At 63.9% G+C, this 16,235-nt stretch carries 11 protein-coding genes and 1 pseudogene; 4 read left to right on the forward strand and 8 right to left on the reverse strand.

The genetic code is table 11. The annotated features are described in order from the left end of the window. Nucleotides 1-5: 5 nt before the first annotated feature. The 4 genes from M3P36_RS06970 to M3P36_RS06985 all read right to left on the reverse strand — a co-directional run bounded on the left by M3P36_RS06970 (nt 6) and on the right by M3P36_RS06985 (nt 7,969). Nucleotides 6-2,423, reverse strand: coding sequence for a glycoside hydrolase family 3 protein (locus M3P36_RS06970; protein ID WP_249702531.1), 2,418 nt, complete (start codon nt 2,421-2,423; stop codon nt 6-8). A gap of 142 nt (nt 2,424-2,565) precedes the next feature. After that, nucleotides 2,566-3,633 carry a LacI family DNA-binding transcriptional regulator gene (locus tag M3P36_RS06975; RefSeq protein ID WP_249702532.1) on the reverse strand — a complete coding sequence of 356 codons (1,068 nt, stop codon included), beginning with the start codon at nt 3,631-3,633 and terminating at the stop codon, nt 2,566-2,568. A gap of 1 nt (nt 3,634) precedes the next feature. Continuing rightward, entirely contained in the window at nt 3,635-4,657 is a 1,023-nt protein-coding gene (locus tag M3P36_RS06980; RefSeq protein ID WP_249702533.1) for a glycoside hydrolase family 16 protein, read from the reverse strand. Nucleotides 4,658-4,783: 126 nt separating this feature from the next. Continuing rightward, nucleotides 4,784-7,969, reverse strand: a complete 3,186-nt coding sequence (locus tag M3P36_RS06985; RefSeq protein ID WP_249702534.1) for a TonB-dependent receptor — start codon at nt 7,967-7,969, stop codon at nt 4,784-4,786. 253 nt (nt 7,970-8,222) lie between these two features. Here M3P36_RS06985 and M3P36_RS06990 point away from each other — a divergent pair, with 253 nt between their 5' ends. The 3 genes from M3P36_RS06990 (at nt 8,223) to M3P36_RS07000 (ending at nt 10,724) form a co-directional block, all read left to right on the forward strand. After that, nucleotides 8,223-9,731 carry a tryptophan halogenase family protein gene (locus M3P36_RS06990; RefSeq protein WP_249702535.1) on the forward strand — a complete coding sequence of 503 codons (1,509 nt, stop codon included), beginning with the start codon at nt 8,223-8,225 and terminating at the stop codon, nt 9,729-9,731. Between the two features lie 47 nt (nt 9,732-9,778). Beyond that, complete coding sequence (locus tag M3P36_RS06995) at nt 9,779-10,213, forward strand: nuclear transport factor 2 family protein (protein WP_249702536.1); 435 nt, start codon at nt 9,779-9,781, stop codon at nt 10,211-10,213. A gap of 97 nt (nt 10,214-10,310) precedes the next feature. Beyond that, complete coding sequence (locus M3P36_RS07000) at nt 10,311-10,724, forward strand: nuclear transport factor 2 family protein (protein ID WP_249702537.1); 414 nt, start codon at nt 10,311-10,313, stop codon at nt 10,722-10,724. 12 nt (nt 10,725-10,736) lie between these two features. Here M3P36_RS07000 and M3P36_RS07005 read toward each other — a convergent pair whose 3' ends face one another. Then, nucleotides 10,737-12,344: a GMC family oxidoreductase gene (locus tag M3P36_RS07005; RefSeq protein ID WP_249702538.1), complete on the reverse strand. Its 1,608-nt coding sequence runs from the start codon at nt 12,342-12,344 to the stop codon at nt 10,737-10,739. A gap of 298 nt (nt 12,345-12,642) precedes the next feature. On the opposite strand from M3P36_RS07005, the gene M3P36_RS07010 reads away from it, so the two are divergent. Beyond that, nucleotides 12,643-13,938: an O-acetylhomoserine aminocarboxypropyltransferase/cysteine synthase family protein gene (locus tag M3P36_RS07010; protein WP_249702539.1), complete on the forward strand. Its 1,296-nt coding sequence runs from the start codon at nt 12,643-12,645 to the stop codon at nt 13,936-13,938. A gap of 98 nt (nt 13,939-14,036) precedes the next feature. Here M3P36_RS07010 and M3P36_RS15320 read toward each other — a convergent pair. The 3 genes and pseudogenes from M3P36_RS15320 to M3P36_RS07025 form a co-directional block, all read right to left on the reverse strand. Next, a pseudogene (locus M3P36_RS15320) lies at nt 14,037-14,168 on the reverse strand (IS6 family transposase); the annotation flags it as partial. A 190-nt stretch (nt 14,169-14,358) separates the two neighbouring features. Next, nucleotides 14,359-15,057: a cytochrome b/b6 domain-containing protein gene (locus M3P36_RS07020; protein WP_249702541.1), complete on the reverse strand. Its 699-nt coding sequence runs from the start codon at nt 15,055-15,057 to the stop codon at nt 14,359-14,361. 13 nt (nt 15,058-15,070) lie between these two features. Continuing rightward, complete coding sequence (locus tag M3P36_RS07025) at nt 15,071-15,565, reverse strand: c-type cytochrome (protein WP_249702542.1); 495 nt, start codon at nt 15,563-15,565, stop codon at nt 15,071-15,073. Nucleotides 15,566-16,235 lie beyond the last annotated feature (670 nt).

The following is a 16,235-nucleotide window of genomic DNA, read 5'->3' on the forward strand; positions in this document are numbered from 1 at the left end:
GCAAGTCAGAACGAACAAGGCGTGCCATCCGGCACCGGCGCGCGCCTTACGCCGGAGATGCGGAAGGTGACATCGCCTTCAGTCTCGAACGCGATCCGCTGGCCCAGTGCAGGCGCGCACTGATCGGTAATGACCATCTCGCGCCAGCCCTTGTCCTGTGCATGGGCGAAATGCGTGGCTAGGTCGATCACCTGGTTACCTTCGCCCACTCGCAGCCTGACGGGCGCAGCCGGACGGGTGAGCACTTCGTAGGCCACGATCCACGCGCCGCCGCTGTCCTGGTCCTGAATCAGCCCGAACCGCGATCCGGCGCGCATCGTCACTTGCCGCGCATCTTCCTGGGCGGCCCGGTCATGGCCGCGCACGGTGACACCAGCCGCGCTCATATCGCCGCGCATCTGCGGCAACAGTTCGCCATCGCCTGCTGTACCGATCCGGGCAGCAAAGGCGGAAACGCCCTGCCCCAGGCGGCCCGAACCATAGACCAGCGCCCCGTCTTCGGGATTGCCGAGCGCCGAACAGTCCTCGTCCAGCGCAAACGGCCTCGAGGTCTCCCCTGTCGTCATGCCAAAGCCGAATGCGAACAGCGCGCCCTCGGGTCCGTTCAGCGGCCGGCCTTCGCAAGTGGCGGGCCAGGTGAACGACAGCCGACCAGTGGCGGGCCGCGCACCGGTGAGCACGTCGGCCACCCCCGCGCCCTCGCTGCCCGGAAGCCAGGCGGCGACAAAGGCATTGGCAGCGTTCAATTCGCGGTTCATCCACATCGGCCTGCCGGACAGGAACACCGCCACGCTGGGGATGCCCTGTTCGCGCAAGGTCCGCAGCAATGCCAGGCCTTCCTCGTCACGCAGCACCAGGTCACGCAGGTCGCCGGCGAATTCGGCATAGGGCCGTTCCCCGAATACGACCACCGCCACATCGGGACGGGTCGCGAAGCTGCCGTCGGGCGAAAGGGTGGCCGTGCCGCCGCCCGCCTCCACGGCGTCGCGCAGCCCTTCCCAGATCGAAGTTGCGCCGGGGAACCGGTCGCGCGGCAACTGGTCGGCGCGGCCACCCTGCCATTCCAGCGTCCAGCCGCCCGAGGCCTGGCCCACGTCGTCTGCCGCGCTGCCAGCCACCAGCACCCGCGCCCCGGGAGCCAGCGGCAGCACGCCGTCGTTCGACAGGATCACCTGCGAGCGGGCCACAGCCTCTCGCGCCAAAGAGCGATGTTCGGGCGAACCGAGCAGGTCGTACTGCCCCGCCACGCCGCGTTCCGACGGCCGCCGTGCTTCAGGGCCAAGCAGGCCCGCGCGATATTTCAGCCGCAGCACGCGCCCGACCGCTTCATCCAGCCGGGCCATCGGCACCGTACCATCCCGCACCTGGGCCACCAGGCTTTCCAGCAGGCCGCGCCAGTCGTCCGGCACCATATAGATATCGAGCCCGGCCAGCAGGGCGTCGGGGCAATTGTCCACCTCGCACCCGGCAATCTGGCCGTGGCCGTTCCAGTCACCCACGACCAGCCCGTCAAACCCCATGCGGCCGCGCAGCACGTCGGTTAGCATGGCGCGGTTGCCGTGCATCTTGGTGCCGTTGATCGAATTGAAGCTGGCCATGATCGTTTCGACCCCGGCTTCGATGGCGGCGGGATAGGGCACGGCATGGAGCGCAAGCAGTTCCTCGATATCGCCGTTAACATCGCCCTGGTCCACGCCCTGTTCGGTGCCGCCATCGCCGAAGAAATGCTTGGCCGTGGCGATCACCCGCCGGTCGCCGAGGTAGCCAGCGCCGGCCGGATCACCCTGCTGCCCGCGCACCAGAGCCGCACCCAGGCGGGCGACAAGTTCTGGATCCTCCGAATAGCTTTCGTAAGTCCGGCCCCAGCGATCATCCCGCGCCACGGCCACGGTGGGCGAGAAGTTCCAGTCGATCCCGGTCACTTCGATCTCGATCGCGGTCGCCTCGCCGATGCGCCGCACCAGTTCGGCATCGCCCGCCGCGCCAAGGGCGATGTTGTGCGGGAAAAGCGTGGCGCCGACGATGTTGGAATGGCCGTGGACCGCGTCTGTCCCCCAGATCACCGGGATGGCCGGCTCACCGCCGGGCAAGGGGCGGACCGAGGCCTCGTACATCTCGTCGGCCAGAGCCAGCCAGCGGTCAGCCGGGGCGAATTCATCGCCATAGGGCCCGCCGTTGCCGCCGTTGAGATAGCTGCCGAAGCGGTAGCGCTCCATGTCTGCCGCGGTGAAAGAATTGATTTGCGGCTGGATGATCTGGGCGACCTTGCGTTCCAGCGACATGCGCGACAGCAGATCGGCCACTACCGCATCTTCGCCCTGTTCCCAGGGTGTCGCGGCAGAGACTGCCGCGGTTGTGGTACCAGCCGTCGCGCAGCTCGACAGGGCCACGCCACCCAAGGCCAGCCATGCCACCGTCGCCATGCGGATTGTCCGCCTCGAAGCCCCTGCCCGCATCGTCATCCTCTAAATTGGGAACGTTCTCAATTGATGGTCTTACACGGCTGGGCAGAGGGCGCAAGACCCTATCGGACGGGGTGAGGGCGGTAACGGCCCACGAGGTTGATCAGACGCCGGATGAACCTGCTTGCGTGAGGTCCGCCACCGAATCACGTTCAATCAGGCTGCCCTCGATCACCACCGGCATGGGCGGCAGATCCTCTCCCCGGTTGGACAGGATCAGCAGTTCCACCGCAGCCCCCACTGTGTCGGCCACCGGCTGGTCGATCGCGGTCAGTGGCGGCTGGACGAAGCGGACCACCGGCGAATTGTCGAAGCTGACCAGTGACAGGTCCTGCGGAACGGTAAGCTCCATGCTGCGAGCCACCGCCATGGTGGCCAGCGCCATCTGGTCGTTGCTAGCGATGATCGCGGTGGGAGGGCTGGCCTGCGAAAGCAGCCTGTGCGCCGCTTCCTCGCCGCTGGCATAGGAGAAGTCGCCCCGCTCGCACAGGTCGGTGTCCAGCCCGGCCTCGGCCATCGCCTCAAGCCAGCCAGTCTTGCGCCGGTCGCTCACGGCATATTCGCGCGGGCCGGCGATAAAACCGATCCGCCGGTGCCCCTTGGCAACGAGGTGGCGCGTGGCGACCCCCGCCATCCGGCTGTCGCCCATGGTCAGGGAAATCGCCCCGCCCTCCGCCCGCGAACCGATCCGCGCAAAGGCAATCCGCCGCTTTTCGAGCAGGCCTGTAATCAGGGCATTGTCCGAGTGCGGCGGTGTGAGGATCACGCCATCGGGTTGCAGCGCGGCGATGGCCGCATTCAGTTCACGCTCGATATTGTCGGCGTGGGTATCGACCAGTTCAAAGATCAGGCGATAGCCGTATTCAGCACACTTGAGCATCCCGCCCAGCAGCATCTGGTCCACCCAGTCGCTGCCCTCGCGCGCCTTCCATGCCTCGATCGTCCGCTCGCGGTCGTTCAGCGCCAGGATGAGATAGCTTTTAGAACCGCTCATCCGCTGGGCGGCAATCGACGGGACATAGCCCAGCTTGTCGATCGAAGCCTGGACCCGGCGCTTCATCTCCGGGCGCACATTCGGCTCGTCGTTGATGACGCGGCTGACCGTTTGCAGCGAGACGCCGGAATCGGCTTCCACGTGCTTGATCGTTACCGACTGGCGCCTGCGTCCCACGTCAATTCCCCCCGGTACACCTTTGCACACCGCCATCCTGCGGACACTGCCATACCCGCACCCAGTCTATTTCCACCCGCTTGGGAAAGCCCTCGGTCGAGATTCCGCCCAGCGCGGTACTTTCCGGCCAGTTACCGCCAATGGCAAGGTTCAGGATGAGATGGAAGGGTCGGTCGAATGGTGCCTGGGGGTCGGTGCTGGCCCGGGTCCACCATTCATCCGCCTCCATGGTGCCATACGGCACCCCGTCGATCGTCCAGGTGAAGCGCCCCGGCTCCCAGATCACGCCATAGGTGTGGAACCCGCCGTCCAGCACGGCGGGAAACGAGGTCTCGCGGTTGCGATAGACATTGTCCGGCGGCGCCGCGCCGAAATGCAGCGTGCCAAGGATAGAGTTCTCGCCACCCGGCTCGCAGGTGGGACAGGTCACACCCAGGTTGACCGCTTCCATGATGTCGATCTCGCCCGATAGCGGCCAGCCGCCATAGATCGATTCCTCGGGCATCATCCAGAAGGCGGGCCACACGCCCTGCCCCTGCGGCAGGCGCGCGCGGATCTCGAACCGGCCATAAAGCCAGGCCGCCTTGCCCTGGGTGGTCAGCTTGCCCGAAGTGAACGGCTTGGTCGCCTGCAAATGGGGGTCGGCCTGGCTGGCCGCCCAAAGCGCGGGCCAGGCGTTGCCGGTGCGGCTTTCCTCCAGCGCGGTGATGACCAGTGCACCGTTCTCGCCCACCACGTTGTCAGGCCGTGCCGTATAGCATTGCTGTTCGTTGTTGCCGCCGCCCCAGCAATCCTCGATCAGGTTCCAGCGTGCGGGATCGGGCGCCGCGCCGTCGAATTCGTCGGCCCAGACCAGTTGCCAGCTGCCCACCGATGTCGGAGATGGAGATGGTGCGGGAGCAGGCGTCGCAGGCGCTGACAGCACTGGCGCCGGTGCCTGGTCCGCCCCTCCGCACCCTGCCAGGCCGAGGCAAAAAGCGACGGCGGCCATACCGTGCCGGATAGGTGCCAGGTTCGCCATCATATCCGTTTCCCTGTCCAAACGGGCAGGCAAGCACCAGCCCCTCCCCTTGAAAATAATCGACAGGCTCCGGCGAGGGAGTACGCCGGAGCCTGTCTGCATTCACTCGTCCGTAGAGAAGCGCCGCCTTCAATAGGCAAACCGGACAAGGAAAGTATAGCGGCGGTCATTGCGGAAGGCGGACCGCGTGGCACGGGTGCCATCGAAATCGATCACCTGCGACGTGCGCGTCACCTCATCCAGCAGGTTCACGCCCTGCACACCGATCTTGATGGTGTCGGTCAGGTCATAGAAGATCGATGCATCGAGCTGCCCGGTGCTTTCGCCATAGATTGGCGAGAACGGGAAGATCACGTCACGCGGGGTCTGCAGGAAATCCGACCGCCAGTTGTAGGCCGCACGGGCCGACAGTCCCCCGCGTTCGTAAAACAGCACGGCGTTGATCGTGTGCTTGGATATGCCCGCCAGCGGCAAGCCTCCGGTGAAGGGACTTTGTTCCGCACCCAGCCGGTCGTTGGCGAAACTGCCGCCATCGACATAGGTATAGGTCATCTGCGTACCCAGCCCGGCCAGAATACCCGGCAAGAAATCATAGACCTGCTGATGCGCCAGTTCGAACCCCTTCAGCCAGCCCTTGTCGCTGTTGACCGGGCCGTTGACGAGGACATCGGTGGTGACGCCGCCAGGGCTGGTAAAGCTGCGGACATTGGCCCCGAAGTTGACGAGGTTGGAAATCTCCTTGGCGAACAGCGAGCCGGTTAACGATCCGACCGCGCTGAAATAGTATTCGAACGACAGGTCGTAATTCCACGATTCGATTGGGCGGAGCAGCCGGTTGCCGGTATTGATCGCAAACAGCGGTCCGCTCTCCAGAGTGCCCGACTGGCGCAGGTTGGTGGTGTTGTCGAAGATCTGTCCGCCGGTTTGGAAAGCGCTCAGGTCCGGACGGGATATTCCGCGCGAAACCGCGGCGCGGACCAGCATGCCGTTGCCGAAGTCGAGCCGGGCATTGAAGCTGGGCAACCAGTGGCTGAACTTGATGTCGGAACTGTCGTCCACCACTTCGCCGCTGAATACCGAGGCAAATTCGCCCAGCCGCGCGGCCGAGAGGCTGCAATAGCCCGGCGCCACCTGGCCTTGCTGGACATTGGCGCAGGCTGCCTGCAGTTCGCTCACCTGGACCACGCCATCGCCGTTGCCGGCTGCGCCCTGGTCGAAGAATTCGCCTGTGGGATAGCCGATCTGCCCGGCGGCACCGACCGTGGTCTTGACGTAACGCACGCCGAAGTTGCCGACGAGCTCCATGGTATCGCCAATGTCGCTGCCGAAATCGACCCGGCCATAGAAGCCCAGCGTCTGCTCATCCACGTCCGAGATTTCGCCCGGAGTCCACGGGCCCCCTGCCACCGCATTGCCGCGCGCCGAGATCGGGAACCAGGCATTGGGGGTCAGGCTGAAGGCGGTGATATCGTTTGCCTGGCTGGTGATCGCCCCGCTCAGGTAATCGGCCACCAGGTTGTCGCCGCCGAAGAAATAGGCCGATCCGTCACCCAGCGGCACCGGCGCATTGCCGCGCTGGAAGTTGTCGCCGAACGGGTTGTAGATATTGGCCGAACCCGGGAAATCGGACACGTAGGCACCACCGGCGCCGAAGGCCTGCGGATCGTCGCCGTTCCAGTTGCCGTTGCGCCCGGTCCACGGAGCGCCCAGGTTGCCCCAGTTGGAGAAATTGGCCGACCGGGTCACCCGGTTGCGATCGCTCCAGCGGGCACCGAAGCGGGCTTCCTTGAAGAACCCGTCATCGCTGATGGTGTACTCGGCATCACCGCGCAGGGTGTAGAGATCGCCTTCGTTGGCGACCTGGTTGTCGATCAGGAACCAGTAGAGCGAACGCGAGGGATCGTTGAAATAGCTCGATGGCGACGTCGTGCCGCCCGGTTCGAGGAATTCCACCAGCGGGGTCGATCCGGTGTTGTCGATCCTGAGGTCGCTATAGGTCTGCATCGCCGAGATGAAGCCATCCTCGGTGCGGTTGGAATTGATGTACTGACCTTCGAAGTTCACGCGCAGGCGGTCGTTCAGCTCCAGGTCGATGTCGATCGACACGTCCTCGGTCATCGCCGTGTCTTCGCGCTGGAAACGCAGCAGCTCGGTCGGAATGCCGCGCCCGCCGTTGAACGGCTGGACCTGGGTCAGCGTACCCGAACCGAACTGGTTGCCGATGAACACCGGCGTGGTGCCCGGCGCAATGGTGGGGAACAGGGCGTCATCATTGACCAGGGCCAGAGCCGCAAATTCATTCAGCGTAGCGTCGGTTTCGGCCCGCAGGTATTCGACTGTCAGCAGGAAACGCCGGTCGCTGCTTTCGAACTGGCCGACTGCCGAGTACGCTTGGCGGTCACGCGACAGGTCGGTCGTGCGGACACCCGCGCCCTTGGGCACGAAGACCGAATTGGCCGGCGGGAAATTGCTCTCGTTAAACTGCGCATCCCCACCAAAACCACCCGAGCCGACGGGTCGCACACGGATGCACGGGCCATCCAGCGTATTGGCGCGATAGCATGGATCAGTGATCTGGGAGGCATCGGTGCGGGTGACCAGCTCCTGCTGGGTGTAGCCGAGCTGCAATCCGAAAGTACCTGCGGCGCTTTCGAATGTACCCGAACCCAGCACCGAGAAACCGGGGGACCACTTGCCCGCCAGGTCGCCTACATTGATTTCTGCCGTGCCGGCAATGTGCCAGCCGGGCCGGTCGAGCGGCTTGCGGGTGACCAGGTTGACCGTACCCGACAGGCCGCCGTCGATCATGTCGGCGGTGGTGTTCTTGAACACTTCCACCCGGCCGAGCAGTTCGGGCGAGACATCGTTGAAGCTGAGTTCGCGGCCGCCATTGGCCGAAAAGATATCGCGACCGTTCAACTCCGACCGCACGAACGACAGCCCGCGGATAATGACGCCGGACCCTTCGACCGAGAACCGGTCCGGATCGTCCCGCTGCTCGAAGCGGCTGATGTTGACGCCGGGGACACGCTGCAGCGCTTCTGCCACCGAGCGATCGGCCAGCGCGCCAATGTCATCGGCCGTGATGACATCGACAAAGGTATCGGCACTTTCCTTGATGTTCTGCGCGTTTTCCAGAGCCGCGCGATAGCCGGTTACGAGAATGACATCGCCTTGCCCCTCGCCTTCCTCGGCCGCAGTGTCTGGTGCCTCCTGCGAAAAAGCGGGAACGGAAACCGCAGCACACAGCGCGAGGCTGGATACCGTGACGAGCGAGCGGACGCGATTCGCGGGCTTGAAATTGGATAGGCGCACTGTTTTCTCCCCATCGGTGCGTGGCTTATGCCGCCCCTGCACCTGCAACCAACCTTGGATCCCGACTGGCGGGATTGCACGCTCAATAGCACCGTTGTGAGCGTTCACAACGCAAAAAATGAACGTTCACATTTCGCCCGGGAAGGTGTAGCAATTTGCCCACACAAGCCATTGCCAGGCTGCGTGCGTCCCCGTTAGGCTGCTGGCCGGGCGTCCGCTGCACACCGCACTGGCCACGAGAGGGGAGCGGCCAATGGCCATCGAACACATCGTAATCGTGGGCGGGGGCACCGCCGGATGGATGGCCGCGGCAGCCTTGTCGCGCCTGAAGACGGGCCGCCAACTGGCGATTACCCTGGTGGAAAGCGAGGCTATCGGCACGGTCGGCGTGGGCGAGGCCACGATCCCGCCCTTCGTGGATTTCCAGCGCCTGCTCGAAATCGACGAGGCCGAGATGCTTACCGCCACGCAGGGCTCGTTCAAGCTGGGCATCCAGTTCATGAACTGGGGCAAGCAGGGCGACAGCTACATCCACCCTTTCGGCAACTATGGCTATGACATCGGCGGCATGTCGTTCCACCATGTCTGGCACCATCACAGGACGATGGGCGACAAGCGTCCGATCCAGGTGTTCAATGCCGAAACCATGGCCGCCTTCTTCGGCAAGTTCGGCAAGACCGACGCACTGCGCCGCGATGACCTGCCACCGGTCAACTATGCCTACCACATCAACGCCACGGCCTATGCCGGCTTCCTGCGCCGCTATGCCGAAAAGCGCGGCGTGGTGCGGCTGGAAGGCAAAGTGGCCGACGTGGAGCTGGACGGCGAGAATGGCCATGTCCGCGCCATCACCATGGAGAGCGGCGAGGACGTAGCAGGCGACCTGTTCATCGATTGCTCGGGCTTTCGCGGCCTGCTGATCGAGCAGGCCCTGCATACGGGATACGAGGACTGGTCGCACTGGCTGCCCTGCAACCGCGCGGTGGCCCTGCCCTGCAACCGCGACGATGGCAGCCCGCCCCCGCCCTTCACCCGCGCCACGGCCCATTCCGCCGGGTGGCAGTGGCAGGTGCCGCTGCAGCACCGCAACGGCAACGGCCACGTCTATTGCGATGCCTTCATGTCGGCTGACGAGGCGACCGATATCCTGCTGGCCAATATCGCCGGCAAGTCCACCGCCGATCCCAACCACCTGCGGTTCGTCACCGGGCGGCGCAAGAAGTTCTGGAACGGCAATGTCGTGGCACTGGGGCTGGCGGCCGGTTTCATGGAGCCGCTGGAATCAACCTCGATCCACCTGATCAATACCGGGATCAACAAGCTGGTCTCGCTGCTGTCATTGGACGGCGTGACCCGCGCGCAGGAAGATGCCTTCAACCGCCTTACGGGCCGCGAATATGCCCGCATTCGCGATTTCCTGATCCTCCACTACCACGCCACAACGCGCGACGATTCCGAGTTCTGGAACTATTGCCGCACGATGAGCGTGCCCGACAGCCTGACCGAGAAGATCGACCTGTTCCGCCTGAACGGCCAGGTCTTCCGCGAAGAGGATGAGCTGTTCACCGAAACGAGCTGGGCGGCCGTGATGATGGGCCAGGGCATCGCCATGGAGGGCCACAATGCCATGGCCGAAACGCTGGACCACGCAGCGACCCGGCGCGAATTGGACGAGATCGAGAAATCGGTCCGCTTCCTGGTCCAGACCATGCCCGGCCACGCCGAATTCCTCGCCCGCTATTGTCCCGCCCCAGGCTCCTGAGGCATAGGGTCAGGAACCGGCCCGGCAGGGCAGAGGAGAGACACAAATTGGCAAGATCTGACCGTACTGCGAGCCTTCCGGAAGCAGCGAGCGCGGAATATGCCGCCCGCACAGCGCGCAACCGGGCGGCGTTCCTCGACTTCGTGCGTCTCTACTATGACGAGATGAAGGTCCGCGAGGCCTTCGAACGCTACGTCCATGCCGACTACATGCAGCACAACCCGGCCGTCATCGATGGCCGCGAGGCGGCGATTGCGCACCTTGAGGGCCTGCTGGCGCTTCCCACGGTCAGCATGGATGTGCGCCGCCTGCTTGTCGATGGAGACTATGCGGTCGCCCACCTCATCGGCCGCCAGGGCCCCGATGATCCGGGCCATGCCCTGATGAATATCTTCCGCATGGAAGACGGCATCATCGTGGAACACTGGGACGTTGCGCAGAAGGTGCCGCCAGAAACGGCCAGCGGACGCGGCATGGGTTGAGAGCCGCGTGGGTTGCTGCTTGCAACCACGCTAACGATCGTTACGAACGGGGTGCCGGCGGACGATAGCTGCCGTGGCCAGGGAACGGGAGCCGGGGATGGGCGAGAAAACGCTGGAAGAGCGCAATGCCGAAATCGTGAAGGCGATGTGGAAGGGCGTGATCTACGATGGCGATCGCGAGGCTGTGTTGCGGTATATCCATCCCGATTACATCCAGCACAACGTGAACATGCCATCAGGGCGCGAACATATCCTCCACCTCGTCGATCTGATCAACAACAAGCCCAAGGATTTCGTGCCCCCGGCCCACAAGGAACTGGTCCGAACCGTGGCCCAGGGCGACTATGTCGTCACGATCTGGGAGCAGGCCCAGCCCGATCCGACCCGGCCCGGCGAAACCTACATTGGCCATGCGTTCGACATGTACCGGCTGGAGGACGGCCTGATCATGGAGCACTGGGACGACACCCGCAAATGGCCCCGTCCGTGGAACGAAGAGAAGGCAGATTAGGGCCTTCTCCCGTCAGGCGTTGATCCGCAGCGATTTCAGCACATGGTCCGAGCCCTTGTCGCCCACCATGATCGCGGTGGCATTGGTATTGCCTGCGGTGAGCGAGGGGAAGATCGAGGCATCGGCCACCCACAGGCCGTCCAGCCCGTGAACCTTGAGATCGGGATCGACGACCGCCATGGCATCGCCTGCCTGGCCGATCCGCGCGGTGCCCACGGGGTGATACATCGGAATGGCCGCCATCCGGACATAGCCCTTGAGGTCTTCCGGTGCCGAGAGCTCTGGTCCCGGACGCAGCTCTGTCGTAAGGTATTGCGCCACGGGTGATTGCTGCAGGATATTGCGCGCGATCCCGATGCCCTCCACGATCTGGTCGATATCGTCATCGCACGACAATTGCCGGTGGGCGATGACGGGAGGAGCCAGGGGGTCTGCCGAGCGCAGGGTGATCCGCCCGCGGTAGGCAGGCCGCATCAGGCCGACGAGGGTTGAAACCGAAGCCTTTTCTCGCAGCATCAGGCGGCCCTGCTCGTCAAAATCGAAGGCGAAGGCCGCGAAGGAAATCTGCAGGTTCGGCGCGGGCAGGCCGGGCCTGCTTTTCACGAAAGCTTGCGCGTGACCGATCGACGTGCTCAGCGCTCCCTGCCGCGACAGGGCATAGCGCAGCACGGACAGCGCACCGCGCAGTCCCTTCGCGTCGTCGTTCAGCGTGCGGGCGCTCACTTCGTTGACCACATGGGTGCCGACATGGTCCTGCAGGTTCCGCCCAACGCCCGGCAGGTCCTGCACCACGGGAATGCCCATTTCCGCCAGATGGTCGGCCGGGCCGATGCCTGACAGGAGCAGGAGCTTGGGCGTGCCCATCGCGCCTGCACTGATCACGACGCCATGCCGCGCACGCAGGGTGTGCTCCACGCCGTCCCGCAGATAGACGATCCCGACAGCGCGCCGGTCCTCGATCAGGATACGCAGCACTTGCGCCTGCAACACAATTTGCGGCGGGTTGGCTCCCTTGAATTCGTGCAGGTAGCCGCGCGCTGTGGAACAGCGCTCACCGTTGCGCTGCGATACCTGCACATAGTCCACCCCCTCGGCCTTCTCGCCGTTGAGGTCCCTGCGCTCGATTCCGGCCTGCTCGGCAGCGGCGATCCAGGCGTCGGTAATGGGATAGCGCGCGCGGCCTTCCGATACCGAGATCGGTCCGCCAGTGCCGCGCCACTCGTCTGCCCCGCGTTCGTTGTCCTCCATCCGGCGGAAATAGGGGAGGACCGACTTGTAGTCCCAACCGGTAGCGCCAAGCCCGGCCCAGTTGTCATAGTCCCAGCTGTGCCCGCGCACGAACATCATGCCGTTCAGTGCACTGCCGCCTCCCAGCATCTTGCCGCCCGGCCAGACATCGGCCCTGCCCCCGATGGTTTCATCAGGTTCGGCCTGGTAGCACCAGTCGAATTCAGGGTTCTGGACGATCGAGCTGGTCAGCGCAGGCACGCGGGATTTCAGGTGGCGGTCCGATACGCCGGCTTCCACCAGCGTTATCTTCAGTCCCGCCGAAGCCAGGCGCCCTGTCATGGCCGCTCCGGCAGACCCGCCCCCGATCACGATAATATCCGGGTCGCTCAAAACCTGCCTCCTCTCGGCACCAATCAACGAAAACCCTTATGATGGCGGCGTGTCAGCCAGGCCCCATCCCTGGTCCCGTTGTTCCCACTTGGACCATAACGGACGTTATGATCGGGTCAACCGCCGCGATCCTGTCTCCACGGTACGTCATCGGGGAAGAAGGTGGGGCGGCTTGCCTTCGCATCATGCACCAGATACCCAAACGCACTTTCCGGATAGGACGCTGCCTTGCAGCGGCGATCCGCAGGGCACTTCTTCCAGACGAGCCCCAAACGAGCGATGCGATAAAGGACATGTCATGGCCGATCGACCACTTCACCCTGAAACCCTGGCCCTTCATGCGGGCTGGCGCGCGGACCCGTCCACCGGCGCTGTAGCGCCGCCGATCTACCAGACGACATCCTACCAGTTTCGCGACACCGGCCATGCCGCCGACCTGTTTGCCCTGCGCGAGCTCGGCAATATCTACACCCGCATCGGCAACCCCACCACCGCAATCCTGGAAGATCGCCTGGCGGCGATGGAAGGCGGCGCGGCGGGCATTGCCCTGGCATCGGGCCAGGCAGCATCGGCCTATGCCGTGCAGACCCTGGCGCGCGCAGGCGACAACATTGTTTCTTCGACCGACCTGTACGGCGGCACCTACAACCTGTTTGCCAACACCTTGCGCGACCAGGGTATCGAGACACGGTTTGTCGATCCGACCGACCCCGACGCATTCGCCAGGGCCACGGACGAACGGACCCGCGCCTACTACGCCGAGACTTTGCCCAATCCCAAGCTGGTCGTCTGTCCGATCGCGGAAATAGCGGCAATAGGGAAGCAGTTCGGCATCCCGCTCATCGTGGACAATACCGCTGCCCCGCTGATCGCGCGACCATTCGATCACGGTGCCGCAATCATCGTCTATTCGACCACGAAGTATATCGGCGGCCATGGCACTTCCATTGGCGGGATGGTAATCGACGGCGGCAACTTCGACTGGGCAGCCAACCCGGCACGACAGCCTGCGCTCAACACGCCCGATCCCAGCTATCACGGCGCCATCTGGACCGAAGCGGCCAAACCCATCGGCCCTGTCGCCTATGCCCTGCGTCTGAGGACGGTCCTGCTACGCGACCTTGGCGCGGCCCTGTCACCGTTTAACGCGTTCCAGCTCCTGCAGGGGGTCGAGACGCTCCCGCTGCGGATGGCGCGCCATTGCCAGAATGCGCTGGAAGTGGTCGATTATCTGGCAGGATGCGATAGCGTCGCTTCCATCGTCCACCCTTCCCGGCAGAAGGGACAGGCACTGGAAAATGCCACCAGATACCTGCCTGGCGGATTTGGCAGCCTTGTCGGCTTCGAGCTGAAGGGCGGCAGGGCAGCCGGCGAGCGCTTCATCAATACCCTGCAGCTGTTCTACCATGTGGCCAACATCGGCGATGCGCGTAGCCTGGCGATCCATCCTGCATCGACCACCCACTCGCAGCTTGGGCCCGAAGAACAGCTCGCGGCAGGTGTATCCGAAGGATATGTCAGGCTGTCGGTCGGCCTGGAGCATATCGATGACATCGTCGCTGACCTGCAGCAGGCGATGGACGCCGCCCGCTAGGCGATGATCATGATCGGTGCTGGGGGTTAGTGGCGGAGCTGTCAGTCTAACCGCAACTCGTCTCCGATTGGCGGAGCTGCCCCCGACCCGGCATCGGCTCAGGCCAAGAGCAGCTGCCACTCGGCCAGTGCGGCCGAGCGGCGGGTCTTGTAGGTTGTTGTGTCGACGAGTTGGCGCTCGAGATTGAAGTGGTAGTGGACGTTGGCGAGGACCGAAGCGAACTTCTGTAGCAGGAAGCGAACGTGCATCAGCACTACCAGGCGGATCACCACGGGCGACGAGTTGAAATAGCGGAATGACTTGGCGGATTTGTTGGACGTCGACATAACGGAGTTCGACCCACGCTACTCCAAAGCGTCCAGCAGTGCCGTTGGCCTGACAGGACCCGCAATCCCAAGCGGAAGTGGCAGAGTGCCCTTCTTACAGCCCTGGCGCGCCGTTGTAGACCCAAAGGGCCACTCCGGCAGCCACCACCGCGCAGGCGAGGGCGCGCCAGGCGGGCACCGGCGCCATGGCCGACGGCAACTCTGCAGCGGAGCGGCGCCCGCTGATCATCGGCCTGATGAGATTGTCGCCAAGACCCATCAGGTAGAATGCGATCGCCGCAATATGCAGCCCCACCAGGGCGAGAATGACGTTGAACAGCGTCTCGTGCCAGTCGGTAAGCTGTCCCGCAGTCGTCACACCGACCAGATCATTGAGCGGCCCCGTGGCGCCATCGAACGGATCGCCTGCGAACAGGCCGAGGCTCGCCTGCGTGCCGAGGACCAGCAACAGCGCCACCACGCTCCAGCCGCCGGCAGCATTGTGGCCGAGCACCTTGCCGTGCTCATTCCGTATCGAGCGCAGATAGGTGATCACCGCGCCAGGTCCCTTCACGAAGGAGGCGAAGCGCGCGGTCGAACTGCCGACAAAGCCCCACAGGATGCGAAATATCACCAGCGCAAGCAGCAATGACCCGGCGCGCATGTGCCAACGCATCTCGCTGTTCTCGGCGGTCCACCACATCACCGGCAGCAGTACAACGAAGCTCCAGTGGCAGATTCGCACCGGCAGGTCCCACACCCGCGCGCTCGCGGTGTCGGCGTCTTGCTGGGCGGCCGCTGTTTCGGCGCTCACCTCCGGCGTGCTCCTACTCGTCGTCGAGGCGATAGGTGTCGTGGCAGTTCTGGCAGGAGGCGCCAAGCGTACCGACTGCCGCCTCTACCATGGCCGGATCGTTCGATGCGGCCGCTTCGAGCATCGTCTCGCTCGCAGCCACCAGGCGCTGATGCGCAGCGGCAAAGCCGTCCGGATCCTCCCAGATGACCGCCAGAGCTTCTGTATCGGCGCCCGAATCAATGCCGGTGCCTGCGGGGAACAGATCGATGATCTGCACCGCATTGGTGTTGATCGTCTGCGCGCTTGTGGTGATTACCGCGAAGTCAGGACTACCTTCCATCTGGCCGCGAATGGCCCGAAAAGAATCGCCGATCCCCTCCAGCAGGTTCTGCCGCTGGTCGATCACGTCGAATTCGGCATCGGCCACGGCAGTCTGGTCCGGCGCCTCACCGGAATCACCACAGGCAGCGAGCAGGAGACAAAGGGCGGCGACAGGCAGGGCAGGCGGGACAAATCGCTGAAGCATGTTCAAAATCCTTCGTGTTGGGTGTGCACCGAGCCGCTCGGTTGAGTACTTGTTGACAGACAGATGGTCAGAGCGCGAAATGATCTGGTTGCGTTTCTATCGTGATCTTACTCGATTGGTTAGAGTTGTCGATGCCAGTATTCGCGCCGAATTTGCCGCATCGCGCTGCGGCGGATGAACTAGTGCGATAATTTGAAATAGCGGAGTGAGGCGGGCGGAGACGCCCTGTTCCGGCGAATATCAGGGAAACCCGGTTTTGCGCCGAGCGAGTGACGGAAATCGCACAAAAAATCCTCCTGTTAACAGGCAAGCCCAACCGATGCCCACTTCGGCACAAACTGGTCGCGAAATGGCCGCCAGGAAGGGGCGTTGAGACAGGCCTGTTTCGGCTGCGGTGACGGATTGGACGCCGCAAACCGGCCTGTTGCGCGGTCTTGCGCGGCGGGCTCCGAACAGGAGACGAGTGCTGGGGGTGACTGGCGGAGAGGGTGGGAGAAAGCGCCACATATAGAAAAGTCCCGTTTTTCAATACAATGATGGCATGCGAAAACGGGCCTGTGTAGCCGGAAATGTAGCAGGAGCGTCTCTAACATTTTACGTCAACAAGACGGTTCGGGCGAGTTTATTGAAATGGCAGGAATGCGCCATTTCTGTTGCAGATGAGGGTGCT

Source organism: Altererythrobacter sp. KTW20L (assembly GCF_023501975.1).
Lineage (GTDB): Bacteria > Pseudomonadota > Alphaproteobacteria > Sphingomonadales > Sphingomonadaceae > Alteraurantiacibacter.

Bases quoted from the DNA above. Each gene is read 5' to 3' on its own strand.
- M3P36_RS07010 (WP_249702539.1), top strand. From the start codon at position 12,643: ATGGCCGATCGACCACTTCACCCTGAAACCCTGGCCCTTCATGCGGGC.
- M3P36_RS06990 (WP_249702535.1), top strand. From the start codon at position 8,223: ATGGCCATCGAACACATCGTAATCGTGGGCGGGGGCACCGCCGGATGG.
- M3P36_RS07000 (WP_249702537.1), top strand. From the start codon at position 10,311: ATGGGCGAGAAAACGCTGGAAGAGCGCAATGCCGAAATCGTGAAGGCG.
- M3P36_RS06970 (WP_249702531.1), bottom strand. From the start codon at position 2,423: ATGGCGACGGTGGCATGGCTGGCCTTGGGTGGCGTGGCCCTGTCGAGC.
- M3P36_RS07025 (WP_249702542.1), bottom strand. From the start codon at position 15,565: ATGCTTCAGCGATTTGTCCCGCCTGCCCTGCCTGTCGCCGCCCTTTGT.
- M3P36_RS06980 (WP_249702533.1), bottom strand. From the start codon at position 4,657: ATGATGGCGAACCTGGCACCTATCCGGCACGGTATGGCCGCCGTCGCT.